At 58.4% G+C, this 17,710-nt stretch carries 17 protein-coding genes; 10 read left to right on the top strand and 7 right to left on the bottom strand.

All coding sequences use genetic code 11. The annotated features are described in order from the left end of the window. Position 1: 1 nt before the first annotated feature. The 3 genes from JQ845_RS12585 to JQ845_RS12575 are packed head-to-tail and all read right to left on the bottom strand — an operon-like array spanning position 2 to position 3,538. Positions 2–979: an ABC transporter permease gene (locus JQ845_RS12585; RefSeq protein WP_003442129.1), complete on the bottom strand. Its 978-nt coding sequence runs from the start codon at positions 977–979 to the stop codon at positions 2–4. After that, a complete protein-coding gene (locus tag JQ845_RS12580) occupies positions 976–2,529 on the bottom strand; it encodes a sugar ABC transporter ATP-binding protein (RefSeq protein WP_003442127.1) in 1,554 nt (517 codons plus the stop codon). The genes JQ845_RS12585 and JQ845_RS12580 overlap by 4 nt, the downstream gene beginning before the upstream one ends. Before the next feature lie 55 nt (positions 2,530–2,584). Beyond that, positions 2,585–3,538 carry a sugar ABC transporter substrate-binding protein gene (locus JQ845_RS12575; RefSeq protein ID WP_003442126.1) on the bottom strand — a complete coding sequence of 318 codons (954 nt, stop codon included), beginning with the start codon at positions 3,536–3,538 and terminating at the stop codon, positions 2,585–2,587. Between the two features lie 416 nt (positions 3,539–3,954). Between JQ845_RS12575 and JQ845_RS12570 the strand changes: the two genes are divergently transcribed. The 5 genes from JQ845_RS12570 (at position 3,955) to lpxO (ending at position 8,164) form a co-directional block, all read left to right on the top strand. Continuing rightward, positions 3,955–5,031, top strand: coding sequence for an asparaginase (locus JQ845_RS12570; RefSeq protein ID WP_003442123.1), 1,077 nt, complete (start codon positions 3,955–3,957; stop codon positions 5,029–5,031). A 204-nt stretch (positions 5,032–5,235) separates the two neighbouring features. Beyond that, a complete protein-coding gene (locus tag JQ845_RS12565; RefSeq protein WP_003442121.1) occupies positions 5,236–5,487 on the top strand; it encodes a DUF1654 domain-containing protein in 252 nt (83 codons plus the stop codon). 4 nt (positions 5,488–5,491) lie between these two features. Next, entirely contained in the window at positions 5,492–6,181 is a 690-nt protein-coding gene (locus JQ845_RS12560) for an endonuclease (RefSeq protein WP_003442120.1), read from the top strand. A 130-nt stretch (positions 6,182–6,311) separates the two neighbouring features. Further along, positions 6,312–7,034, top strand: coding sequence for a GntR family transcriptional regulator (locus tag JQ845_RS12555; RefSeq protein ID WP_127196302.1), 723 nt, complete (start codon positions 6,312–6,314; stop codon positions 7,032–7,034). A gap of 230 nt (positions 7,035–7,264) precedes the next feature. Then, positions 7,265–8,164 (top strand): lipid A hydroxylase LpxO, encoded by a 900-nt coding sequence (gene lpxO / locus JQ845_RS12550; protein WP_003442116.1) that lies wholly within the window; start codon positions 7,265–7,267, stop codon positions 8,162–8,164. A 112-nt stretch (positions 8,165–8,276) separates the two neighbouring features. Here lpxO and copD read toward each other — a convergent pair whose 3' ends face one another. Then, positions 8,277–9,128, bottom strand: a complete 852-nt coding sequence (gene copD / locus JQ845_RS12545; RefSeq protein WP_203009131.1) for a copper homeostasis membrane protein CopD — start codon at positions 9,126–9,128, stop codon at positions 8,277–8,279. A gap of 4 nt (positions 9,129–9,132) precedes the next feature. Continuing rightward, positions 9,133–9,507 (bottom strand): copper homeostasis periplasmic binding protein CopC, encoded by a 375-nt coding sequence (copC, locus tag JQ845_RS12540; RefSeq protein ID WP_003442112.1) that lies wholly within the window; start codon positions 9,505–9,507, stop codon positions 9,133–9,135. Positions 9,508–9,642: 135 nt separating this feature from the next. Between copC and JQ845_RS12535 the strand changes: the two genes are divergently transcribed. Beyond that, the gene (locus tag JQ845_RS12535) at positions 9,643–10,188 is read left to right on the top strand and encodes a histidine phosphatase family protein (RefSeq protein ID WP_003442110.1); all 546 of its coding nucleotides are present in this window, start codon (positions 9,643–9,645) and stop codon (positions 10,186–10,188) included. A gap of 1 nt (position 10,189) precedes the next feature. Here the strand turns inward: JQ845_RS12535 and bkdR are convergent, their stop codons facing one another. Next, complete coding sequence (gene bkdR / locus JQ845_RS12530) at positions 10,190–10,678, bottom strand: Bkd operon transcriptional regulator BkdR (RefSeq protein ID WP_003442107.1); 489 nt, start codon at positions 10,676–10,678, stop codon at positions 10,190–10,192. A gap of 206 nt (positions 10,679–10,884) precedes the next feature. On the opposite strand from bkdR, the gene JQ845_RS12525 reads away from it, so the two are divergent. Genes JQ845_RS12525 through lpdA form a run of 4 tightly spaced genes read left to right on the top strand, consistent with a single transcriptional unit; the run spans position 10,885 to position 15,849 of the window. Further along, on the top strand, positions 10,885–12,117 hold the full coding sequence (locus tag JQ845_RS12525) for a 3-methyl-2-oxobutanoate dehydrogenase (2-methylpropanoyl-transferring) subunit alpha (RefSeq protein WP_203009056.1): 1,233 nt from the start codon (positions 10,885–10,887) through the stop codon (positions 12,115–12,117). 4 nt (positions 12,118–12,121) lie between these two features. Continuing rightward, positions 12,122–13,177 carry an alpha-ketoacid dehydrogenase subunit beta gene (locus JQ845_RS12520; protein WP_003442104.1) on the top strand — a complete coding sequence of 352 codons (1,056 nt, stop codon included), beginning with the start codon at positions 12,122–12,124 and terminating at the stop codon, positions 13,175–13,177. After that, positions 13,178–14,458 (top strand): dihydrolipoamide acetyltransferase family protein, encoded by a 1,281-nt coding sequence (locus JQ845_RS12515; protein WP_203009055.1) that lies wholly within the window; start codon positions 13,178–13,180, stop codon positions 14,456–14,458. Positions 14,459–14,460: 2 nt separating this feature from the next. Beyond that, positions 14,461–15,849 carry a dihydrolipoyl dehydrogenase gene (gene lpdA / locus JQ845_RS12510; RefSeq protein ID WP_010656392.1) on the top strand — a complete coding sequence of 463 codons (1,389 nt, stop codon included), beginning with the start codon at positions 14,461–14,463 and terminating at the stop codon, positions 15,847–15,849. Between the two features lie 98 nt (positions 15,850–15,947). Here the strand turns inward: lpdA and JQ845_RS12505 are convergent, their stop codons facing one another. Beyond that, positions 15,948–17,588, bottom strand: a complete 1,641-nt coding sequence (locus JQ845_RS12505) for an ABC1 kinase family protein (RefSeq protein WP_203009054.1) — start codon at positions 17,586–17,588, stop codon at positions 15,948–15,950. Positions 17,589–17,710: the final 122 nt, after the last annotated feature.

Genomic DNA, 17,710 nt, shown 5'->3' with positions numbered 1-17,710 from the left:
TTCAGTTCCGTCGCCGTGCACGTTGACTGCGGTAAGTATCCAGGACCACTGCCATCACTATGACAGCACCGGTAATAATACGCTTTGTCGGCTCGGTTGCGCCGATTTGAGCCAGCCCCGCGGCCAATACCGAAATGATCAGCACCCCAAAAAAAGTGCTGATGACGGAGCCGCGCCCGCCCATCAAACTCGTTCCCCCAATCACCACCGCAGCAATAACCTGCAACTCAAGCCCCGACCCCGCATTGGGGTCTGCGGCTTCCAGGCGCGATATCTGAAACAACGCAGCTACGCCTGCAAGCAATCCCATCAAGCTGAAGACCAGGATCTTGTACGGTTTAGGATTGATACCGGACAGGCGAACGGCTTCCTCGTTAGTGCCGATCCCGATCAGATAACGGCCAAACACCGTACGCGTCAGCACCGCCTGAGCCACGACAATGATCAGCAACGCAATGATGAAAGAAGGCGAAATGCCAAATGCAATCGGGTTCGACAACCAGGCGAAAGCATCGCCTATGTAGGCCGTACGTGAGCCCGTCATTTGATAGGCCGCGCCCCGGGCCATTTCCAGAACGCCCAATGAAACAATAAAGGAAGGAATTCGCCAGGCGACACTGATCGACCCCGTGATCGTACCTGCCAGCGCAGCACAAGCCATGCCCAGCAAAGCCGCAGGCAAAATGCCCCAGCCCCACCCCAGAATTGCCACACTGACCGCTGACGCCGCCAATGCCAGTACCGACCCTACCGACAGGTCGATTCCACCAATGATCAATACAAACGTCATCCCGACAGACAGCACCATCAAGTCCGGAATCTGATTGGCCAGCGTGCTCAACGTGTCGTAGGAAAAGAAGTGATCGCTAAGACTTGAGAACAGCACAATCATGGCCAGCAAGGCGCCAGCCAGCCCCAGATAAGTGCCGGTTCCGTAATAGTTGCGTGCACTTTTTTGCACGGCGGCGGTGGACTTCATGAGGCTTCCTTTGGCGTTGCTTCTGCGAGCAACGCATCTCGTGTTTGATAACCTGCAAAAGCGGCTGCCAGCAGCTGCTCCTGACTCCAGTTGTTACGCTCGAACGTTTCTATCAGGCGCCCTGCTGACAGCACACCGATACGATCACAGATCAACATCAGTTCACGCAGGTCACTCGATACCACCACCAGCGCCCTGCCCTGACGGGTCAGTTCACCAAGCAGACGGTAGATATCAAACTTGGCACCGATATCGATGCCACGGGTGGGCTCATCAAACAGCAAAACCGTACAGTCGCGTTCCAGCCAGCGGCCGATGACCACCTTCTGCTGGTTACCGCCGGAAAGTTGCGACACCACCTGCCCGGGTCCTGAACTGCGGATGCCCATCGCGTCGATCTGGCGTTGCGCCAGCGCAGCCTCCTGCACACCGCTCACCAGCCCCAGACTGGAAACCCGGTGCATATTGCCCAAGCCTATGTTGGCACTGATCGACTGGGTCAATAGCAGGCCCTCACCTTTGCGGTCTTCGGTAATCAGGGCGATCCCTTGTTTGACGGCCTGCGCCGGCGAACGGATCTTGACCACCTGCAGCGGGGACCCGACTGCAACGGTGCCGCTATCTGCCAGATCAGCACCGTAGATCAACCGCAAGAGCTCGGTCCGCCCGGCTCCGATCAAACCTGAAATGCCAAATATTTCGCCCTTTCTGACTTCAAATGAGACATCCCGCACCTTGTCTGACCGACCCAGCGCCGAGACCCTGAGCGCCGTCTCACCCAACTGGCGCGTCCCGAGCTCCAATGCATCGCCCAGTTCGCGCCCTACCATCAGATGGACCAATTGCTCGCTGCTGTAGTTGGCTATCGGCTCAACACACACCAGGCTGCCATCACGCAGCACAGCAATGCGCTGCGCCACCCGCGCCAGCTCTTCCAGCCGATGGGAGATGTAAATAATTGCCACGCCGCGAGCCTGAAGCCGCTCGATCTGAACAAACAGCATCTCGACTTCACGGGCCGTCAGCATGGCCGTCGGCTCATCCAGGATCAGCACATGGCAATCGCCAATCAAATTACGGGCGATTTCCACCATTTGCTGGTGACCAATGCCAAGATCGCCGACCAATGTGTCAGGGTCTATGGACTCCAGGCCTACCTGGGCCATTGCTTCAATGGCGGACTTGCGCAATTGCCTGCGATTGATCCAGCCCAGGTGGCCGGGCAGATTATCCAGAAACAGGTTCTCGGCCACGGTCAGGGTGGGGAGCAGATTGAGCTCCTGCATGACCATACGCACCCCCTGTCGCTCAGCCTCTGAACGACTGCCTGGCGTGTAGGCATGGCCATTGAATTGCATCTGCCCCTGGGTCGGTAACTCCAGACCGGCGATGACTTTTGACAGCGTGCTTTTTCCGGCGCCATTTTCGCCCGTCAAGGCCAGCACTTCACCGCGATACAACGCCAGATCGATGCCCGTCAAAACGGGTTGTGTATAGGTTTTGCCGATCCCGCTGACTGACAGGACCACGCTGGCATTGGGAGCAGACATAAAACTTCTCCGGGCACCTGCCCGACCGGGCAGGTGTCTGTGACAGCGAATGGGACTATTTTTTGGTTATCAGCTCGACCGGAGTATCAATCACGCCATCCTTGAGGTTCTCCACCGGCTCGTTCTTGAGCAGCTTGAGCGCGGTCTGGATGCCATACACGGCCTGTTCGGCAGCCGCCTGATCAGCCGTGGCAAGTACACGGCCGTCCTCCAGCATCGGCTTGATCGCATCAATGTTGTCATAGCCCACGACTTGCACCTTGCCTGCTTTACCCGCCGCACGGATTGCCGACACTGCCCCTACGGCCATGTTGTCATTGCCCGCCAGCAGCGCCTTCAGGTTCGGATATTCACTGAGCATGGCCGCAGCTTTTTTGTTGCCACCGTCGATTTCCCAGTCGCCCGATTGCGTCGACACAATTTTCATCCCTGCGGCGTCCATTGCATCCTTGAAGCCTGCGGTACGCATTTGCGCATTGGTGGTGGTCGATACACCTTCAATGATGCCCACCTCATCGCCCGGCTTCAGCTGCTTCGCCAGATAGTCCCCGACTTCACGCGCGCCCTTTCTGTTGTTCGGGCCCACGAACGGTACTTCGATACCTTTGCTTTTCAGCACTTCGGGGTCGAGCTGGTTATCGATATTGACCACTACGATTCCGCGATCCCGGGCTTTCTTGATCGCCGAAACCAGTGCTTTGGAGTCTGCAGGAGCAATTACCAGCGCATCGACTTTGGCAATGATCATCTGATTGATTATGTCAATTTGACCGGCTGTGTCGGTTTCATTCTTGATTCCGTTGGAGACCAGATCGAAATCCGCAGAATGAGCCTTTTGATAGGCCTTGCCACCGTCCTGCATCGTGACAAAGAACTCGTTGGCCAACGACTTCATCACCAAACCCACCTTGGGTTTTTGAGCAGTATCGGCGTGAGCAACAGAGAGGGTCAGGGAGGCTGCGGCCAACATGGCGACAGCGAGAAGGCGTCCAGCAAAGGGCAGCTTCATGGCAGTAACTCCGATCTTATGATTATTGTGAGCAACGTCCGGCCCGGATAAAGCCTGAAAAAATACAGGGTCAGAGCCCAGAGAATACGGCTCTAAAAGCACCGCGCAAACGTTTGCTTGAACCTCACTATGTAAAGCGGTTGGTTTTTTGTCAACGTGAAAAACAGACTGTAACGAGCCGACAAACGGTCGAGTCTCCGAACAAATAACCGCCCGCTGTTCGGAAAACCGTCCAGAACTGCCCAATGTAAAAAACAAACAATAATTTATTCATATAAATCAAATAGTTAGATGCATCAAAAATACACTTTGCAGTGGCACAGTTAGTGCTTTGTTAGGCAGCGCGTGCGCAAGAGAAGGCACGTGCGGTGCTCGATGTCGGTACATCAGCAAGCCCACCAATAAGAGAGAAAATAATGAAACCTGCTGTGTTAAAAACCATTGTTCCGGCCGCCCTGGCCTTTCTTTTGGCCATGCCTGCCGTTCAGGCACAAGAGACCACCAAACCTAACGTTGTCATCCTGGCAACCGGCGGCACCATTGCCGGCGCAGGTGCCAGCGCAGCCAACAGCGCGACCTACACCGCCGCCAAAGTGGGTATCGACCAACTGATTGCCGGTGTTCCCGAACTGAGCCAATTGGCAAACGTACGCGGCGAGCAAGTCATGCAAATCGCGTCCGAAAGCATCACCAACGACAATTTGCTGCAATTGGGCCGCCGCGTCGCCGAACTGGCTGACAGCGAGGATGTCGATGGCATCGTCATCACTCACGGCACCGATACCCTCGAAGAAACGGCCTACTTCCTCAACCTGGTCGAAAAAACCGACAAGCCGATCATCGTCGTCGGCTCCATGCGCCCGGGCACTGCCATGTCCGCAGACGGCATGCTCAACCTGTACAACGCCGTGGCGGTAGCCGGCAGCAAAGAAGCACGGGGCAAAGGTGTACTGGTCACCATGAACGACGAGATCCAGTCGGGCCGTGATGTCACCAAATCAATGAACATCAAGACCGAAGCATTCAAGAGCCCTTGGGGCCCGCTCGGCATGGTGGTTGAAGGTAAATCTTACTGGTTCCGCTTGCCGGCCAAGCGTCACACCATGGATTCCGAGTTCGACATCAAAAACATCAAGTCCCTGCCAAACGTAGGCATCGCCTACTCCTATGGCAACGTCGACGACACTGCCTACAAAGCCTTTGCACAGGCCGGCGCCAAAGCCATCATCCACGTTGGCACAGGCAACGGTTCCGTGTCCTCGCGTGTAGTGCCTACCCTGCAGGCCCTGCGCAAAGACGGCATCCAAATCATCCGTTCTTCCCACGTTAATAACGGCGGATTCGTACTGCGTAACGCAGAACAACCTGACGACAAATACGACTGGGTTGTCGCCCACGACCTGAACCCGCAAAAAGCCCGCATCCTGGCCATGGTCGCCCTGACCAAAACCCAAGACAGCAAAGAACTGCAGCGGATGTTCTGGGAGTATTGATCTGATCCACGCCGGACACTGCCCAGTGCCCGGCGTTGAAACCACTCAACCTCCCCGGTGAGTGGTCCAATTAATTGATTTTTCTCCCCTTCTCGCACTAAACCAAAAAAACGCAGTCCGATCCGCAGCCAAATGAATTCAAACAGTTGCCAAATCCCATACAGTTAAATACTGTATGCCCATACAGCAACCAAGGATCGCATCATGGCTAAAAAACCGGTCAAAGCGCCACCCCTTCCAAGCCCCTACGAAATTTTCGGAACCCGCATACAAAAAATCATCAGCTCGCCTAAAGCTCAAAAAGACAAAATGGCGGTGCTTGAACGACTGGAGGGCGACAATCCCGAATTCTGGGAGCGCCTGTTAGAAGAGATCTCCGAAAACGACAATGTCACAATCGCCCATCGCGATGATGGCGGGGTCAATGTTTTCTGGACCGTACCAGAGGAAGATTGAGTCAATGAGGGTTCGTATACTGGCATTAGCCAGCCTCTTTACCGCTATAAGTGCCCATGCTGCGGCTCCGCAGACCTTCAGCGAAGCCAAGAAAGTCGCCTGGAAACTCTATGCACCACAGTCCACCGAGTTCTATTGTGGCTGTAAATACACCGGCAACCGGGTTGATCTCAAAGCCTGCGGGTATGTACCCAGGAAGAACGCCAATCGTGCAGCCCGTATCGAGTGGGAACACATAGTTCCCGCCTGGCAAATTGGCCACCAGCGCCAATGCTGGCAAAGCGGCGGTCGAAAAAATTGCACCCGCCACGACCCGGTCTACAAAGTGGCAGAGGCCGACCTGCACAACCTGGTGCCCAGCATCGGCGAGGTCAACGGAGACCGAAGCAACTTCAGTTTTGGCTGGCTCCCCGCGCAGGCGGGCCAATACGGTTCATGCCTGACCCAGGTCGACTTCAAAGCCAAGAAGGTCATGCCCCGGCCGTCGATTCGCGGCATGATTGCACGCACCTACTTCTACATGAGCAAACGCTACGACCTGCGCCTGTCCAAGCAAGATCGGCAACTGTATGAAGCGTGGAACAAGACCTACCCGGTCCAGGCCTGGGAGCGTCAACGGAATCAGGCCGTAGCCTGCGTCATGGGCCGTGGTAACGAGTTCGTCGGCCCGGTCAACCTCAAAGCCTGCGGCTGACAGCATTGCCTGCGCCACGCCTTGAACCCTGAACACCGGCAGGGTTCAAGGCAGCTTGCACTCCCGTAACCGCCCCCTTTCACCCGCTCATTTGTTGCTGAACCGGCATTGCTCAACTATTACTCAGGGAATGATAAAGCACCCACGATTTGACCAGAGACAACAGGTAGTCAACGAGCTCGTCCAGCGTATCGAAAGCGGTCTATTGGCAGACGGCCATCCCCTCCCCGGCGAAGAGCAACTAGCCCTGGAACTGCGGGTTAGCACCGGCACGCTACGCGAAGCGCTGGCCGAGCTGGAAAGGCGCAGATACATCGCCATGCAGGCCGAAGGCAGCGCCATCGTCACCTACGACGGCATTACCCTCGACCAGAATAACGGCTGGACTCAGGCCCTGGCCAACACAGGCGCCAGGATCTGCACTGAGCTTCTGCAACTCCAGACCCTGGAGCGCCCGGAGCTGGCACCTCAATTTGGCTTGAGCCGATTCGTCATTCTGGTTCGCCGCCGCCGTGACAATGACACCGCCATTTCCCTGGAGCGCTCGCTCATGCCCGCCACCGGCGGCCTCGAAGGCCTGCCACGAACCGGACTGATAGATGACTCGCTGACTATCACTTTGGCCGCCTACGGCTTTGTAGCCGAGAGCGGTGATCAATGGATCAGCGCGGCCCCCCTCGGTGCAGAAGACGCGTTGCTCCTGGGACGAACCGCAGGAACCGTTTTCCTCAAGGCCCTGCGCACAACTTTCGACCGGCACGGGCGCTTTATGGAACAGGTAGAAAGCTGGCTGGATCCTCAGCACTTCCGGATGTACCAATCTCTGGGCGCCAAAGGCATTGATCACACCTGATGATGCCGTGACCCGGTGTACTGCCTGCAAAAAACCCATCCGCAATCCGACCAAAGACTGCAAGTGAATCTCTACAAAAACTTCATGAAACGCTGGAAAAAGCCCAAAGTGCTGTTTTAACCTTACACTTTGGCTCCCCTCCAGAGACACCAGCGCCCGATACCTCCTGCAAGAGGTCGGGCTACTTGCGTGCATGCAGGGGAGCGCTCTCCTGACTTGTGACGATACTTTTGAAACTCATCATTATTGCTGTTTACGTTTTGTCCATTGCGCATGTGCACCTGCGGGGCAAAGTTCGCCATAAACTGGGGCGCCAGCTGAGCGATCACTCGACCTTCCTGGCGCCCATCAACTGCTTCCTGTATTTGTTCTCCAAAGTTCCCAGCCAGCCTTATTTGAAACCGGCAGATTTCCCGCAGTTACAACCCTTGCAGGATCACTGGATGGAGATCCGCGACGAAGCGCGCAACTTGATGCAGGCAGGCGAAATCAAACGATCTGAGCAACCGAATGATGTCGGTTTCAACTCGTTCTTCAAGAGTGGCTGGAAGCGCTTTTATCTCAAGTGGTATGGCGACAATCATCCGTCGGCAGTTGAAATGTGCCCACGCACCATTGAGCTGCTCAACGGTATCGGCATCATCAAGGCGGCCATGTTTGCCGAGTTGCCACCCGGTTCAAAGCTGGTACGTCATCGCGACCCTTATGCGGGCTCGTTGCGCTTTCACCTGGGCCTGGACACCCCGAATGATCCGGGCTGCTATATCAACGTCGACGGGCAGAACTACTCCTGGCGCGACGGCGAAGCCGTGATGTTTGACGAAACCTTCATCCATTACGCCGAAAACACCACCGCTGAGAATCGCATCATCCTGTTCTGCGATGTGGAGCGCCCCATGCAATATCGCTGGGCAGCAGCCTTCAATCAGTGGTTCAGCCGCACGGTCATGGCGTCGGCCAGCGCCCCCAACGATACCGGCGATAAAACCGGTGCCCTGAACCGCGCGTTTACCAGGCTGTACAAAATCCGCCTGCGCGGCAAGGAACTGAAAAAACGCAATCGCACGCGCTACTACCTGGAAAAATGGGCGATTTTCGGCGGCTTGATGGCGCTGTTTCTGGTCATCTAGCCCCCCTGCCTCGCGATGCGCCTGAGGCTATCGCGAGGCAGGCTCGCTCCTACCGAGCAGATGCCACCACAAGGTGCCCAGCAACCCCGCCACTCACACTATGAGCAGGTACTCACCTGACGATCAGCGGTGGCAAGGTCCCCAGTAGTGAAACAGCAGCCACGGCCATCAAGCCAAATAACCACTCAAGCGCCACACTGTTGCGCAAGACAGCAAAGTGGCCAGCGCGGCTCATCAGCAGATTGAACAACGCCAGCAACAGCATCACGCCAACCAGGGTCACTTTAATCAGCAGGATCAGTGCGAAACCTTCGAACAGCGGCGTAGGCCAAAGTGCACCTGTCAGAACCCGGGTATTGATAAGACCGGTCACAATGATCCCGGCCACCAGCACAAACCCCAGATTGCTGAAGCGCCGCAGCACCCGGTCCACACTTTGCCCGGCAGGACGAGTGAGCAGCAGCAACAACCCCGACAAGCCGCCAACCCAGGCCCCGACACACATCAGGTGAATGAACTGGTTGAGCATCAGCAGTTGACCGCGCCAGCCATCCAGCATCGCGCCATGCCCCACTGGCGCCAGGGTGGCCAGCAACAGCACGCTGAAGATCCACGCGGCCTTAAAACCGGAATTTGCATAAAGCGCAACGAGCAACAACACATTGAACAGCAGGTGCCCGGCCCAGACCTGACCAAAAAAAGTGCTGCCCAACACCAGCCAGAGAGTGTCGGGGTCCAGGGTCTCAGGCCAGCTGCCGGCCATCGAATGGGTGGTCAGCAGTAACCAGGCCAGGCCGCTGACCAACGCCAGCCAGGCCAGAGCGCAGCAAAATCTGTGCAACAGACCATCAATCGCAGGTGACGGCTTGATCGCCAGCAGCAAGGGCCTGAATGCGCTGACGCCAAAGATCAGCAGCACAGCGCAGAAATGCACAAATCGGCATACAACCATGTCGCTGACCATCAACTCAGTTGCCCACCGTGAAGCCGTACTGACCAGCGCTGTTATGGGTGTCAACCGAAACGGCCTTCCAGTCCACGCTGTACTTGCCTGCTGGCAACGCTTGAGCCGGGGTCACAATCAGCACCTTCTTGTTACCGGGCTCTGTCTTGATGCTGCTTACAGCAACCGGCGCGCCGTCGTGGCTGAGGGTCACCTTGGTGAACTTTTCTTCAACCCCTTCGCTGAAGGTCAGGCGCACTTCATTGGCAGTGGCGACCGTGCTGTCGGCCGCAGGTGTCGACTGTTGCAGATGGGCATGGGCAGAGGCCGAGCCGGCACCGGCCAGCAGTGTCAGCAACGCAGCGGTATTAAGGATTTTTTTCAAGAGGACAGCAGACATGGCGAAGTACCTTGAGATAGAAATGCGCAGTGATAATACTCGCCTAATCTCAATTGAGGGGCACCCGCACCCTGCAAATGCGAGCAACACAGGTGCCGCCTGTTACTGCAACGCATTACCCGCAAGGACTTCATCATGCCCATCCGCCTGAGTTTTATCTGTCATGCCCGCACTGAAGCCCAGCGTCTGGGCCGCTTTGCTCTGGATGAACCGGCTGACCCCAAGGGATTGCTGCAAGCGCAGGAAATGGCTGCGGCCTTGAAGAAGCCTGTGCGAATTCTTTGCGCCCCCGAAACCCGAACCTTGCAAACTGCCCAGGCGCTGGGTGACGACATCGAGATCGTGCCGGCGCTGGAGGATTACGACTTCGGCGAGTGGCGAGGCTTGCGCCTGGTCGACCTGCAGCAAAGTATTCCCCAGGTACTCGCCGACTGGACCAACAACCCCGGGTCGGCGCCCCATGCTGGCGAGTCGGTAGAAGCCCTGTGCCTGCGGGTCGGCGCCTGGCTCGATGAGTTTCGCGAGGAAGGCCATTTTGCGGTCGTGACCCACCCCTTCGTCATCCGCGCCGCCATTCTGCATGCGCTGGCCGCAAGCAGCGCATCCTTCAACCTGATTGATGTAGAACCACTGTCCAGGGTCGAGTTGCGTTTTAACGAACGCTGGCGGCTGCGGGTCTGAATCACTCCTCCAGCGTCAGCCCACCCGGCGGCAACGGCAGCGCCGTTTTGTAGCGCACCTGTTTCAGGGCGAAGCTGGACCGGATGTTCGCAACCCCGGGCACTTTGGTCAAAAAGTCCATCATGAAGCGTTCCAGCGCCTGAATGCTCGGCACCAGCACCCGGATCAGATAATCCGGGTCGCCGGCCATCAAATAGCACTCCATGACTTCGTGACGATCCGAGATCGCGGCCTCAAATTTTTGCAAGGCTTCTTCAACCTGTTTCTCAAGGCTGACATGGATGAACACATTCACGTGCAGGCCCAGCATGTCGGCGTCCAGCAAGGTGACTTGCTCACGAATCAGCCCGCGTTCTTCCATGGCCTTTACCCGATTGAAACAGGGTGTGGGAGACAAGTTGACCGAACGTGCAAGGTCCGCATTGGTGATGCGCGCATTCTGCTGAAGGCTGTTGAGAATCCCGATATCCGTTCGATCTAGCTTGCGCATGAGACAAAAGCACCTGTTTTTTGTGTTTATAAAGAATTCTTATCCTTAATCGCTGCAAAGCACAACGAACTACAGAGAAATATTCTTCACTGTCAGGAATATGATTGTTGTAGGACAAAATCCGGCTTGATCACCCGCCGGATTTTCGACGCAAAAACTAGCTCCCGCGCCTAATAAACACGACAAGATCGAGCGTAGAGAAAGCCATGACTGAATATGCACCGCTGCGCCTGCACGTTCCCGAACCCTCCGGCCGTCCAGGCTGCAAGACCGATTTCAGCTACCTTCGCCTGACCGATGCCGGTCTGGTGCGCAAACCCCCTGTCGATGTAGAGCCTGCCGATACCGCCGATCTGGCCAAAGGCCTGATTCGCGTGCTCGACGATCAGGGCCAGGCACTCGGCCCCTGGGCAGAAGGCGTCTCGACCGAGATCCTGCGGGCGGGCATGCGCGCCATGCTCAAAACGCGGATTTTCGACACCCGGATGGTGGTTGCCCAGCGTCAGAAAAAAATGTCGTTCTATATGCAAAGCCTTGGCGAAGAAGCCATTGGCAGCGCCCAGGCCCTGGCCTTGAACATCGACGACATGTGCTTCCCGACCTACCGCCAGCAGAGCATTTTGATGGCCCGCGACGTGCCTCTGGTGGATCTGATCTGCCAGTTGCTGTCCAACGAACGCGATCCACTTAAAGGCCGTCAGTTGCCGATCATGTATTCGGTCCGGGACTACGGCTTTTTCAGTATTTCCGGCAACCTCGCGACCCAATTCATGCAAGCGGTCGGCTGGGGCATGGCATCGGCGATCAAGGGCGACACCAAAATCGCCTCCGCCTGGATCGGTGATGGCGCCACCGCCGAATCGGACTTTCACACCGCCCTGACCTTTGCCCACGTCTACCGCGCGCCGGTGATCCTTAACGTGGTGAATAACCAGTGGGCCATTTCGACCTTCCAGGCGATTGCCGGTGGTGAAGCCACCACCTTCGCCGGACGTGGCGTGGGCTGCGGCATTGCCTCGCTGCGCGTCGACGGTAACGACTTCATCGCGGTGTACGCCGCCTCGGTCTGGGCCGCGGAGCGCGCACGACGCAATCTGGGGCCGACACTGATTGAGTGGGTCACGTATCGCGCCGGCCCGCACTCCACTTCTGACGACCCTTCCAAGTACCGTCCTGCCGATGACTGGAGCCACTTCCCGCTGGGCGATCCGATCATTCGCCTCAAACAGCACCTGATTGCCACTGGCAACTGGTCCGAGGAAGAGCACGCAGCCGTCAGCGCCGAACTCGAAGTCGAAATCATCGGTGCACAGAAAGAAGCCGAGCGATTTGGCACCCTGGCCGGCGGCCAGATGCCAAGCGCGGCGACGATCTTTGAGGACGTGTACAAGGACATGCCCGAGCACTTGCGTCGGCAACGTCAGGAATTGGGGTTATAACCAGATGAACGACAACAATAAAATTCTGATGGAGAACGCCGTGAGCACCAGCACCATGACGATGATCCAGGCCCTGCGCTCGGCCATGGATGTGATGCTTGAGCGCGACGACAATGTGGTGATATTTGGCCAGGACGTGGGCTACTTCGGCGGCGTATTTCGTTGCACCGAAGGCCTGCAGGCCAAATACGGCAGCTCGCGGGTGTTCGACGCCCCGATCTCGGAAAGCGGCATCGTCGGCGCCGCCGTCGGTATGGGCGCCTATGGCCTGCGTCCGGTTGCCGAAATCCAGTTTGCCGACTACTTCTACCCGGCATCCGACCAGATCGTTTCCGAAGCGGCCCGCTTGCGCTACCGCTCGGCCGGTGAGTTTATCGCCCCCATGACCCTGCGCATGCCCTGCGGCGGCGGCATCTATGGCGGCCAGACCCACAGCCAGAGCCCGGAAGCCATGTTCACCCAGGTATGCGGCCTGCGCACCGTCATGCCGTCCAACCCCTACGACGCCAAAGGCCTGCTGATTGCCGCCATCGAAAACGATGACCCGGTGATTTTCCTGGAACCAAAACGCCTGTACAACGGCCCCTTTGACGGCCACCACGAACGCCCGGTTACCCCGTGGTCCAAGCACCCGGCCAGTGCCGTACCCGATGGCTATTACACTGTGCCGCTGGATTGCGCCGCGATCGTGCGCCCCGGCACTGAAGTCACCATCCTGACCTACGGCACCACCGTCTATGTGGCCCAGGTCGCTGCCGAAGAAACCGGCATCGACGCTGAAGTCATCGATCTGCGCAGCCTGTGGCCGCTGGATCTGGACGCCATTGTCACCTCCGTGAAAAAAACCCGCCGTTGCGTCGTCGTGCACGAAGCCACCCGCACCTGCGGTTTTGGCGCCGAGCTGATTGCGCTGGTTCAAGAGCACTGCTTCCACTATCTGGAAGCACCTATTGAACGCGTCACAGGCTGGGATACGCCTTATCCGCATGCTCAGGAATGGGCTTACTTCCCGGGCCCTGCACGGGTCGGTGCGGCTTTGCAACGGGTTATGGAGGTCTGAATGGGTACGCACGTTATCAAGATGCCGGACATTGGCGAAGGCATTGCGCAAGTTGAACTGGTGGAATGGTTTGTCAAAGTCGGTGACATGGTCAGCGAAGACCAGGTGGTCGCCGATGTGATGACCGACAAGGCCACCGTGGACATTCCCTCCCCGGTAGCGGGCAGAGTCCTGGCCCTGGGCGGCCAGCCCGGCGAGGTAATGGCCGTAGGCAGCGAGCTGATTCGTATCGAAGTCGAAGGCGCGGGTAACCTGCGCGAAAGTGCTCAGCCGGCCGCTGCTGCAGAGCCGCTGGCCGCCGCCCCGAAAGCGGCGCCACAGGCCCGGGTCGAAGTGGCGCTGGTCACGGCCCCGGCAATCAAGCCTGCTGCGGCCCAACGGCCTGCACCTGTAGCCCGCGAAGCCAATGAACGTCCGCTGGCCTCCCCGGCCGTGCGAAAACGCGCCTGGGATGCCGGCATCGAATTGCGCTTTGTCATCGGCAGCGGCCCGGCAGGACGTGTGCTGCACGACGACCTTGAGGCTTATCTGGCGCAAGACAACACCTGCGTCGCGGCACCGGCCAGCGGTTATGCCAAACGCAACGATGAACAACAGATCCCGGTGATCGGCCTGCGCCGCAAAATCGCCCAGCGCATGCAGGAGGCCAAGCGCCGCGCCGCACACTTCAGTTATGTCGAAGAAGTCGACGTCACTGCCCTTGAAGAACTGCGCGCGCAGCTCAATCAAAAATGGGGCGAAAGCCGGGGCAAGCTGACCCTGTTGCCGTTTCTGGTACGGGCGATGGTGGTGGCCTTGCGCGACTTTCCGCAAATCAACGTTCGGTATGACGATGAAGCGCAAATCATCACCCGCTTTGGCGCCGCCCACATCGGAGTTGCCGCGCAAAGCGATGGCGGCTTGATGGTGCCGGTGGTCCGACACGCCGAAACCCTGACCCTGTGGGGCGCGGCCGATGAAATCACGCGCCTGGCCAACGCCGTGCGCGCCGGCAAGGCGACCCGTGAAGAACTCAGCGGCTCCACCATTACCCTGACCAGCCTTGGCGCACTGGGCGGAATCGTCAGTACCCCGGTGGTCAACCTGCCCGAAGTCGCGATTGTCGGGGTCAATCGCATCGTCGAACGGCCAGTGGTAGTCAAAGGCCAGATCGTGATCCGCAAAATGATGAACCTCTCCAGCTCCTTCGACCATCGGGTAGTGGACGGCATGGACGCAGCGCAATTTATCCAGGCCATGCGTGGCTTGCTCGAACAACCAGCCACCCTGTTTCTGGAGTGAACATGCAGCCAACCCAACACACCACGCTGCTGATTATCGGTGGCGGCCCTGGCGGCTACGTGGCTGCCATCCGTGCCGGCCAGCTGGGAATTGCAACAGTCCTGATCGAAGGTCAGGCGCTGGGCGGTACCTGCCTGAACGTCGGTTGCATCCCGTCCAAGGCGCTGATCCATGTGGCCGAGCAATTTCACACCACCCAAGGCTACAGCAATAACAGTTCGCCACTGGGGATCAAGACCCAGGCCCCGACCCTCGACATTGGCCAGAGCGTTCAGTGGAAAAACGGCATCGTTGATCGCCTGACCAGCGGCGTCGGTGCGTTGCTGAAAAAGAACGGCGTCAAGGTCATCCACGGCTGGGCCAAAATCCTCGATGGCAAGGCGGTTGAAGTCGACGGCCAGCGGATCGAGTGCGAACACCTGTTGCTGGCCACCGGCTCGAAAAGTGTCGACCTGCCGATTCTGCCCATTGGTGGCGCGATAATTTCCTCCACCGAAGCCCTGAGCCCCACCAGCATACCAAGGCGTCTGACCGTGGTCGGCGCGGGTTATATCGGACTGGAACTGGGCATCGCCTATCGCAAGCTGGGCGCGGAAGTCACGGTGGTCGAGGCCCGCGACCGGATCCTGCCGACCTACGATAAAGATCTGACGCTGCCCGTTGCCGAGTCCCTCAAGGCATTGGGCATCACTCTGTATCTGGAACATAGCGTCGAAGGCTTCCAGGCCAGCAGCAAAACCCTGTCGATGCGCAATGCCCTGGGCGAAAGCCAGACTCTGGAAACCGACCAGGTCCTGGTCGCAGTGGGACGTCGCCCGCACACCCGGGGCTTCAACCTTGAGACCCTGGCGTTGGCCATGAACGGCCCGGCGATACGGGTCGACAATCGCTGTCAGACCAGCATGCGCAATGTATGGGCGATTGGCGACCTGACCGGTGAGCCGATGCTGGCTCACCGGGCCATGGCCCAGGGCGAGATGGTCGCCGAGATCATTGCCGGCAAACAGCGCGAGTTCTGCCCGACAGCCATTGCCGCGGTGTGCTTTACCGATCCGGAAATTGTCGTGGTCGGTAAATCCCCCGCCGAAGCCGAAGCGGCGGGCCTGGACTACATAAGCGCCAGCTTCCCGTTCAGCGCCAATGGTCGCGCCATGACCCTGGAATCAAAAAGCGGATTCGTGCGGGTTGTTGCGCGGCGTGACAACCACCTGATTCTCGGTTGGCAAGCAGTGGGCGCCGGTGTTTCGGAGCTGTCCACGGCCTTCGGCCAGTCGCTGGAAATGGGGGCTTGCCTGGAAGACATCGCCGGCACCATCCACGCTCACCCGACCCTGGGCGAAGCCGTGCAAGAAGCCGCGCTGCGTGCGCTGGGGCATGCACTACATCTCTAACCCGTAGGAGCGAGCTTGCTCGCGAGCTTTTCCAACGCTGCAAGCATAAGCTCGCGAGCAAGCTCGCTCCTACAGACAAGTCGCTGCTGCAGTGCGGGTCAGCTTCTGAACAAGCTCCACAAGAACGCCAGCAAGCCGCCTAAGGTCGCAATCCCCGCCAGCCAGCCAATCGCCGACAAACCCTGCCACACTGGCCCCGCTGCCGCTATTTGCGGACCAAATGCGATCAGCAGCGCGCTGATCAGCAACGCCAGCGACAATCGGGTCGAGGCCAGTCGCAATGAGCGCTCCAACCGTTCCAGCCCCGGCATGTCCACCTTGAGATCCAGCACCCCGTGCTTGAGACGGTGCACCATCAGGCGCGTGAGCTTGGGCAGGTCGCTCAGCACCCCGCGCCCCAGCTCCAGACCGTCGATGCCCAACCCCTTGGCCACTTTCCAGCTGAATTGCTCACGCAGCATTTTCTCGACTGCCGGCTTCGCCGTGGCGATCAAATCCAGATCAGGATCAAGTTGCGTCAATACCCCGTCAGCCGTGATCAGCGCCTTGAACAACACCAGTAAATCCGGCGGCAGCAACAAACGATATTCACGGATCAAACCGAGAAAATCGGTGATCAACGCGCTGATTTTCAATTGCCCCCCTGTGTGGCGCGCCATATATTCGCGGGCGGCCTGTTCGATCTGGGACAGGTCTTGCACGCGCTCCCCGCTCCAGTCAATCAGCACAGCCACAAGGAGCTCGGTACTGCCCTCGGTCAACGCGCGCATGAAATTCATGACCTCAAGGCGCCGTCGCTCATCCAGTCGACCCACCATGCCAAAGTCGATGAAGCCTACGCGGTTATCACTCATTGCCCGCAGGTTGCCCGGGTGCGGGTCGCCATGGAACAACCCGTCCTCCAGCAGCATTTTAATAAAGGCTCGTGCCCCGCGGCTGGCCAGCAAGCCGGGATCAAGCCCTTGTTCGATCAGTGCATCCCGCGCCAAGGGGGTAAAGCTGGGCAAGAATTCCTGCACCAATAACCGTTGGCTACTGAAAGCCCAATAGATACGCGGGATGACGATATGCGGCGTCTGCGCAAAGTTCTGCGCGATGCTGTCGCCGTTCTGCCCCTCCTGAGTGAAGTCCAGCTCCTCCAGCATCGCCCGGGCCAGCTGCCTGACCATCTGGCGCGGCTGATACACCGCCAGCGCGGCATTCTGCTCAACCAGCTGGGCCAGGCTTTCGAGCAACTGCAAGTCGGCGGTCATGGTATGCCGCAAGCCGGGCCGTTGCACCTTGACCACCACCGCCTCGCCACTCAGTAAACGTGCAAGGTACACCTGGGCCATGGAGGCCGCGGCAAGGGGCTGAGTGTCGAACTCGGCAAATACCTGATCGAGACCGCAGCCCAAATCCTCCAGCACCTGTGCCTCCAGCTCGGCCCATGGCAGGGTTGAGGCCTGACTGTGCAAGGCCTGCAGTTCATTGACCCACTCCGGCCCCAGGATGTCGCGGCGGCTGGCCAGGATCTGCCCGCACTTGATAAACGTTGGCCCCAGCGCTTCCAGGGCCATGCGCACCCGCTGCGGCGTACTGGCCGGCAGCGATTCACCGGGCTCGGCATTGACGTCCACCAGCAAACGGCCCAGGCCCAGACGCAGCAGTACGTCCTGGGCACCGAAGCGCACCAGGGTGGCGACAATCTGATGAAGCCTGCGGTGGTGTTTCAAAGCCGTCCACGAGGAATCAAGCATGGTTACGCGTCCTGTTTAAAGTAGTGCCGGGGCCCGGTCAGACCAAGATTCGGACCTTCAGAGTCGCTGAACATTCGATTAATTAAAGTTCGCCTACGCTTGCAGGCAAGCAAACGCTGTGC

The sequence above is a fragment of the Pseudomonas paraversuta genome (genome assembly GCF_904063065.1).
Classification (GTDB): Bacteria; Pseudomonadota; Gammaproteobacteria; order Pseudomonadales; family Pseudomonadaceae; genus Aquipseudomonas; species Aquipseudomonas paraversuta.
The sequence above is the reverse complement of the archived record's forward strand: the minus strand, read 5'-3'. Positions and strand labels throughout refer to the sequence as shown.

Bases quoted from the DNA above. Each gene is read 5' to 3' on its own strand.
- lpdA (WP_010656392.1), top strand. From the start codon at position 14,461: ATGCAGCCAACCCAACACACCACGCTGCTGATTATCGGTGGCGGCCCT.
- copC (WP_003442112.1), bottom strand. From the start codon at position 9,507: ATGTCTGCTGTCCTCTTGAAAAAAATCCTTAATACCGCTGCGTTGCTG.
- JQ845_RS12570 (WP_003442123.1), top strand. From the start codon at position 3,955: ATGAAACCTGCTGTGTTAAAAACCATTGTTCCGGCCGCCCTGGCCTTT.
- JQ845_RS12520 (WP_003442104.1), top strand. From the start codon at position 12,122: ATGAACGACAACAATAAAATTCTGATGGAGAACGCCGTGAGCACCAGC.
- bkdR (WP_003442107.1), bottom strand. From the start codon at position 10,678: ATGCGCAAGCTAGATCGAACGGATATCGGGATTCTCAACAGCCTTCAG.
- JQ845_RS12565 (WP_003442121.1), top strand. From the start codon at position 5,236: ATGGCTAAAAAACCGGTCAAAGCGCCACCCCTTCCAAGCCCCTACGAA.
- JQ845_RS12575 (WP_003442126.1), bottom strand. From the start codon at position 3,538: ATGAAGCTGCCCTTTGCTGGACGCCTTCTCGCTGTCGCCATGTTGGCC.
- JQ845_RS12505 (WP_203009054.1), bottom strand. From the start codon at position 17,588: ATGCTTGATTCCTCGTGGACGGCTTTGAAACACCACCGCAGGCTTCAT.
- JQ845_RS12580 (WP_003442127.1), bottom strand. From the start codon at position 2,529: ATGTCTGCTCCCAATGCCAGCGTGGTCCTGTCAGTCAGCGGGATCGGC.
- JQ845_RS12535 (WP_003442110.1), top strand. From the start codon at position 9,643: ATGCCCATCCGCCTGAGTTTTATCTGTCATGCCCGCACTGAAGCCCAG.
- JQ845_RS12560 (WP_003442120.1), top strand. From the start codon at position 5,492: ATGAGGGTTCGTATACTGGCATTAGCCAGCCTCTTTACCGCTATAAGT.
- JQ845_RS12555 (WP_127196302.1), top strand. From the start codon at position 6,312: ATGATAAAGCACCCACGATTTGACCAGAGACAACAGGTAGTCAACGAG.
- JQ845_RS12525 (WP_203009056.1), top strand. From the start codon at position 10,885: ATGACTGAATATGCACCGCTGCGCCTGCACGTTCCCGAACCCTCCGGC.
- copD (WP_203009131.1), bottom strand. From the start codon at position 9,128: ATGGTCAGCGACATGGTTGTATGCCGATTTGTGCATTTCTGCGCTGTG.
- JQ845_RS12515 (WP_203009055.1), top strand. From the start codon at position 13,178: ATGGGTACGCACGTTATCAAGATGCCGGACATTGGCGAAGGCATTGCG.
- JQ845_RS12585 (WP_003442129.1), bottom strand. From the start codon at position 979: ATGAAGTCCACCGCCGCCGTGCAAAAAAGTGCACGCAACTATTACGGA.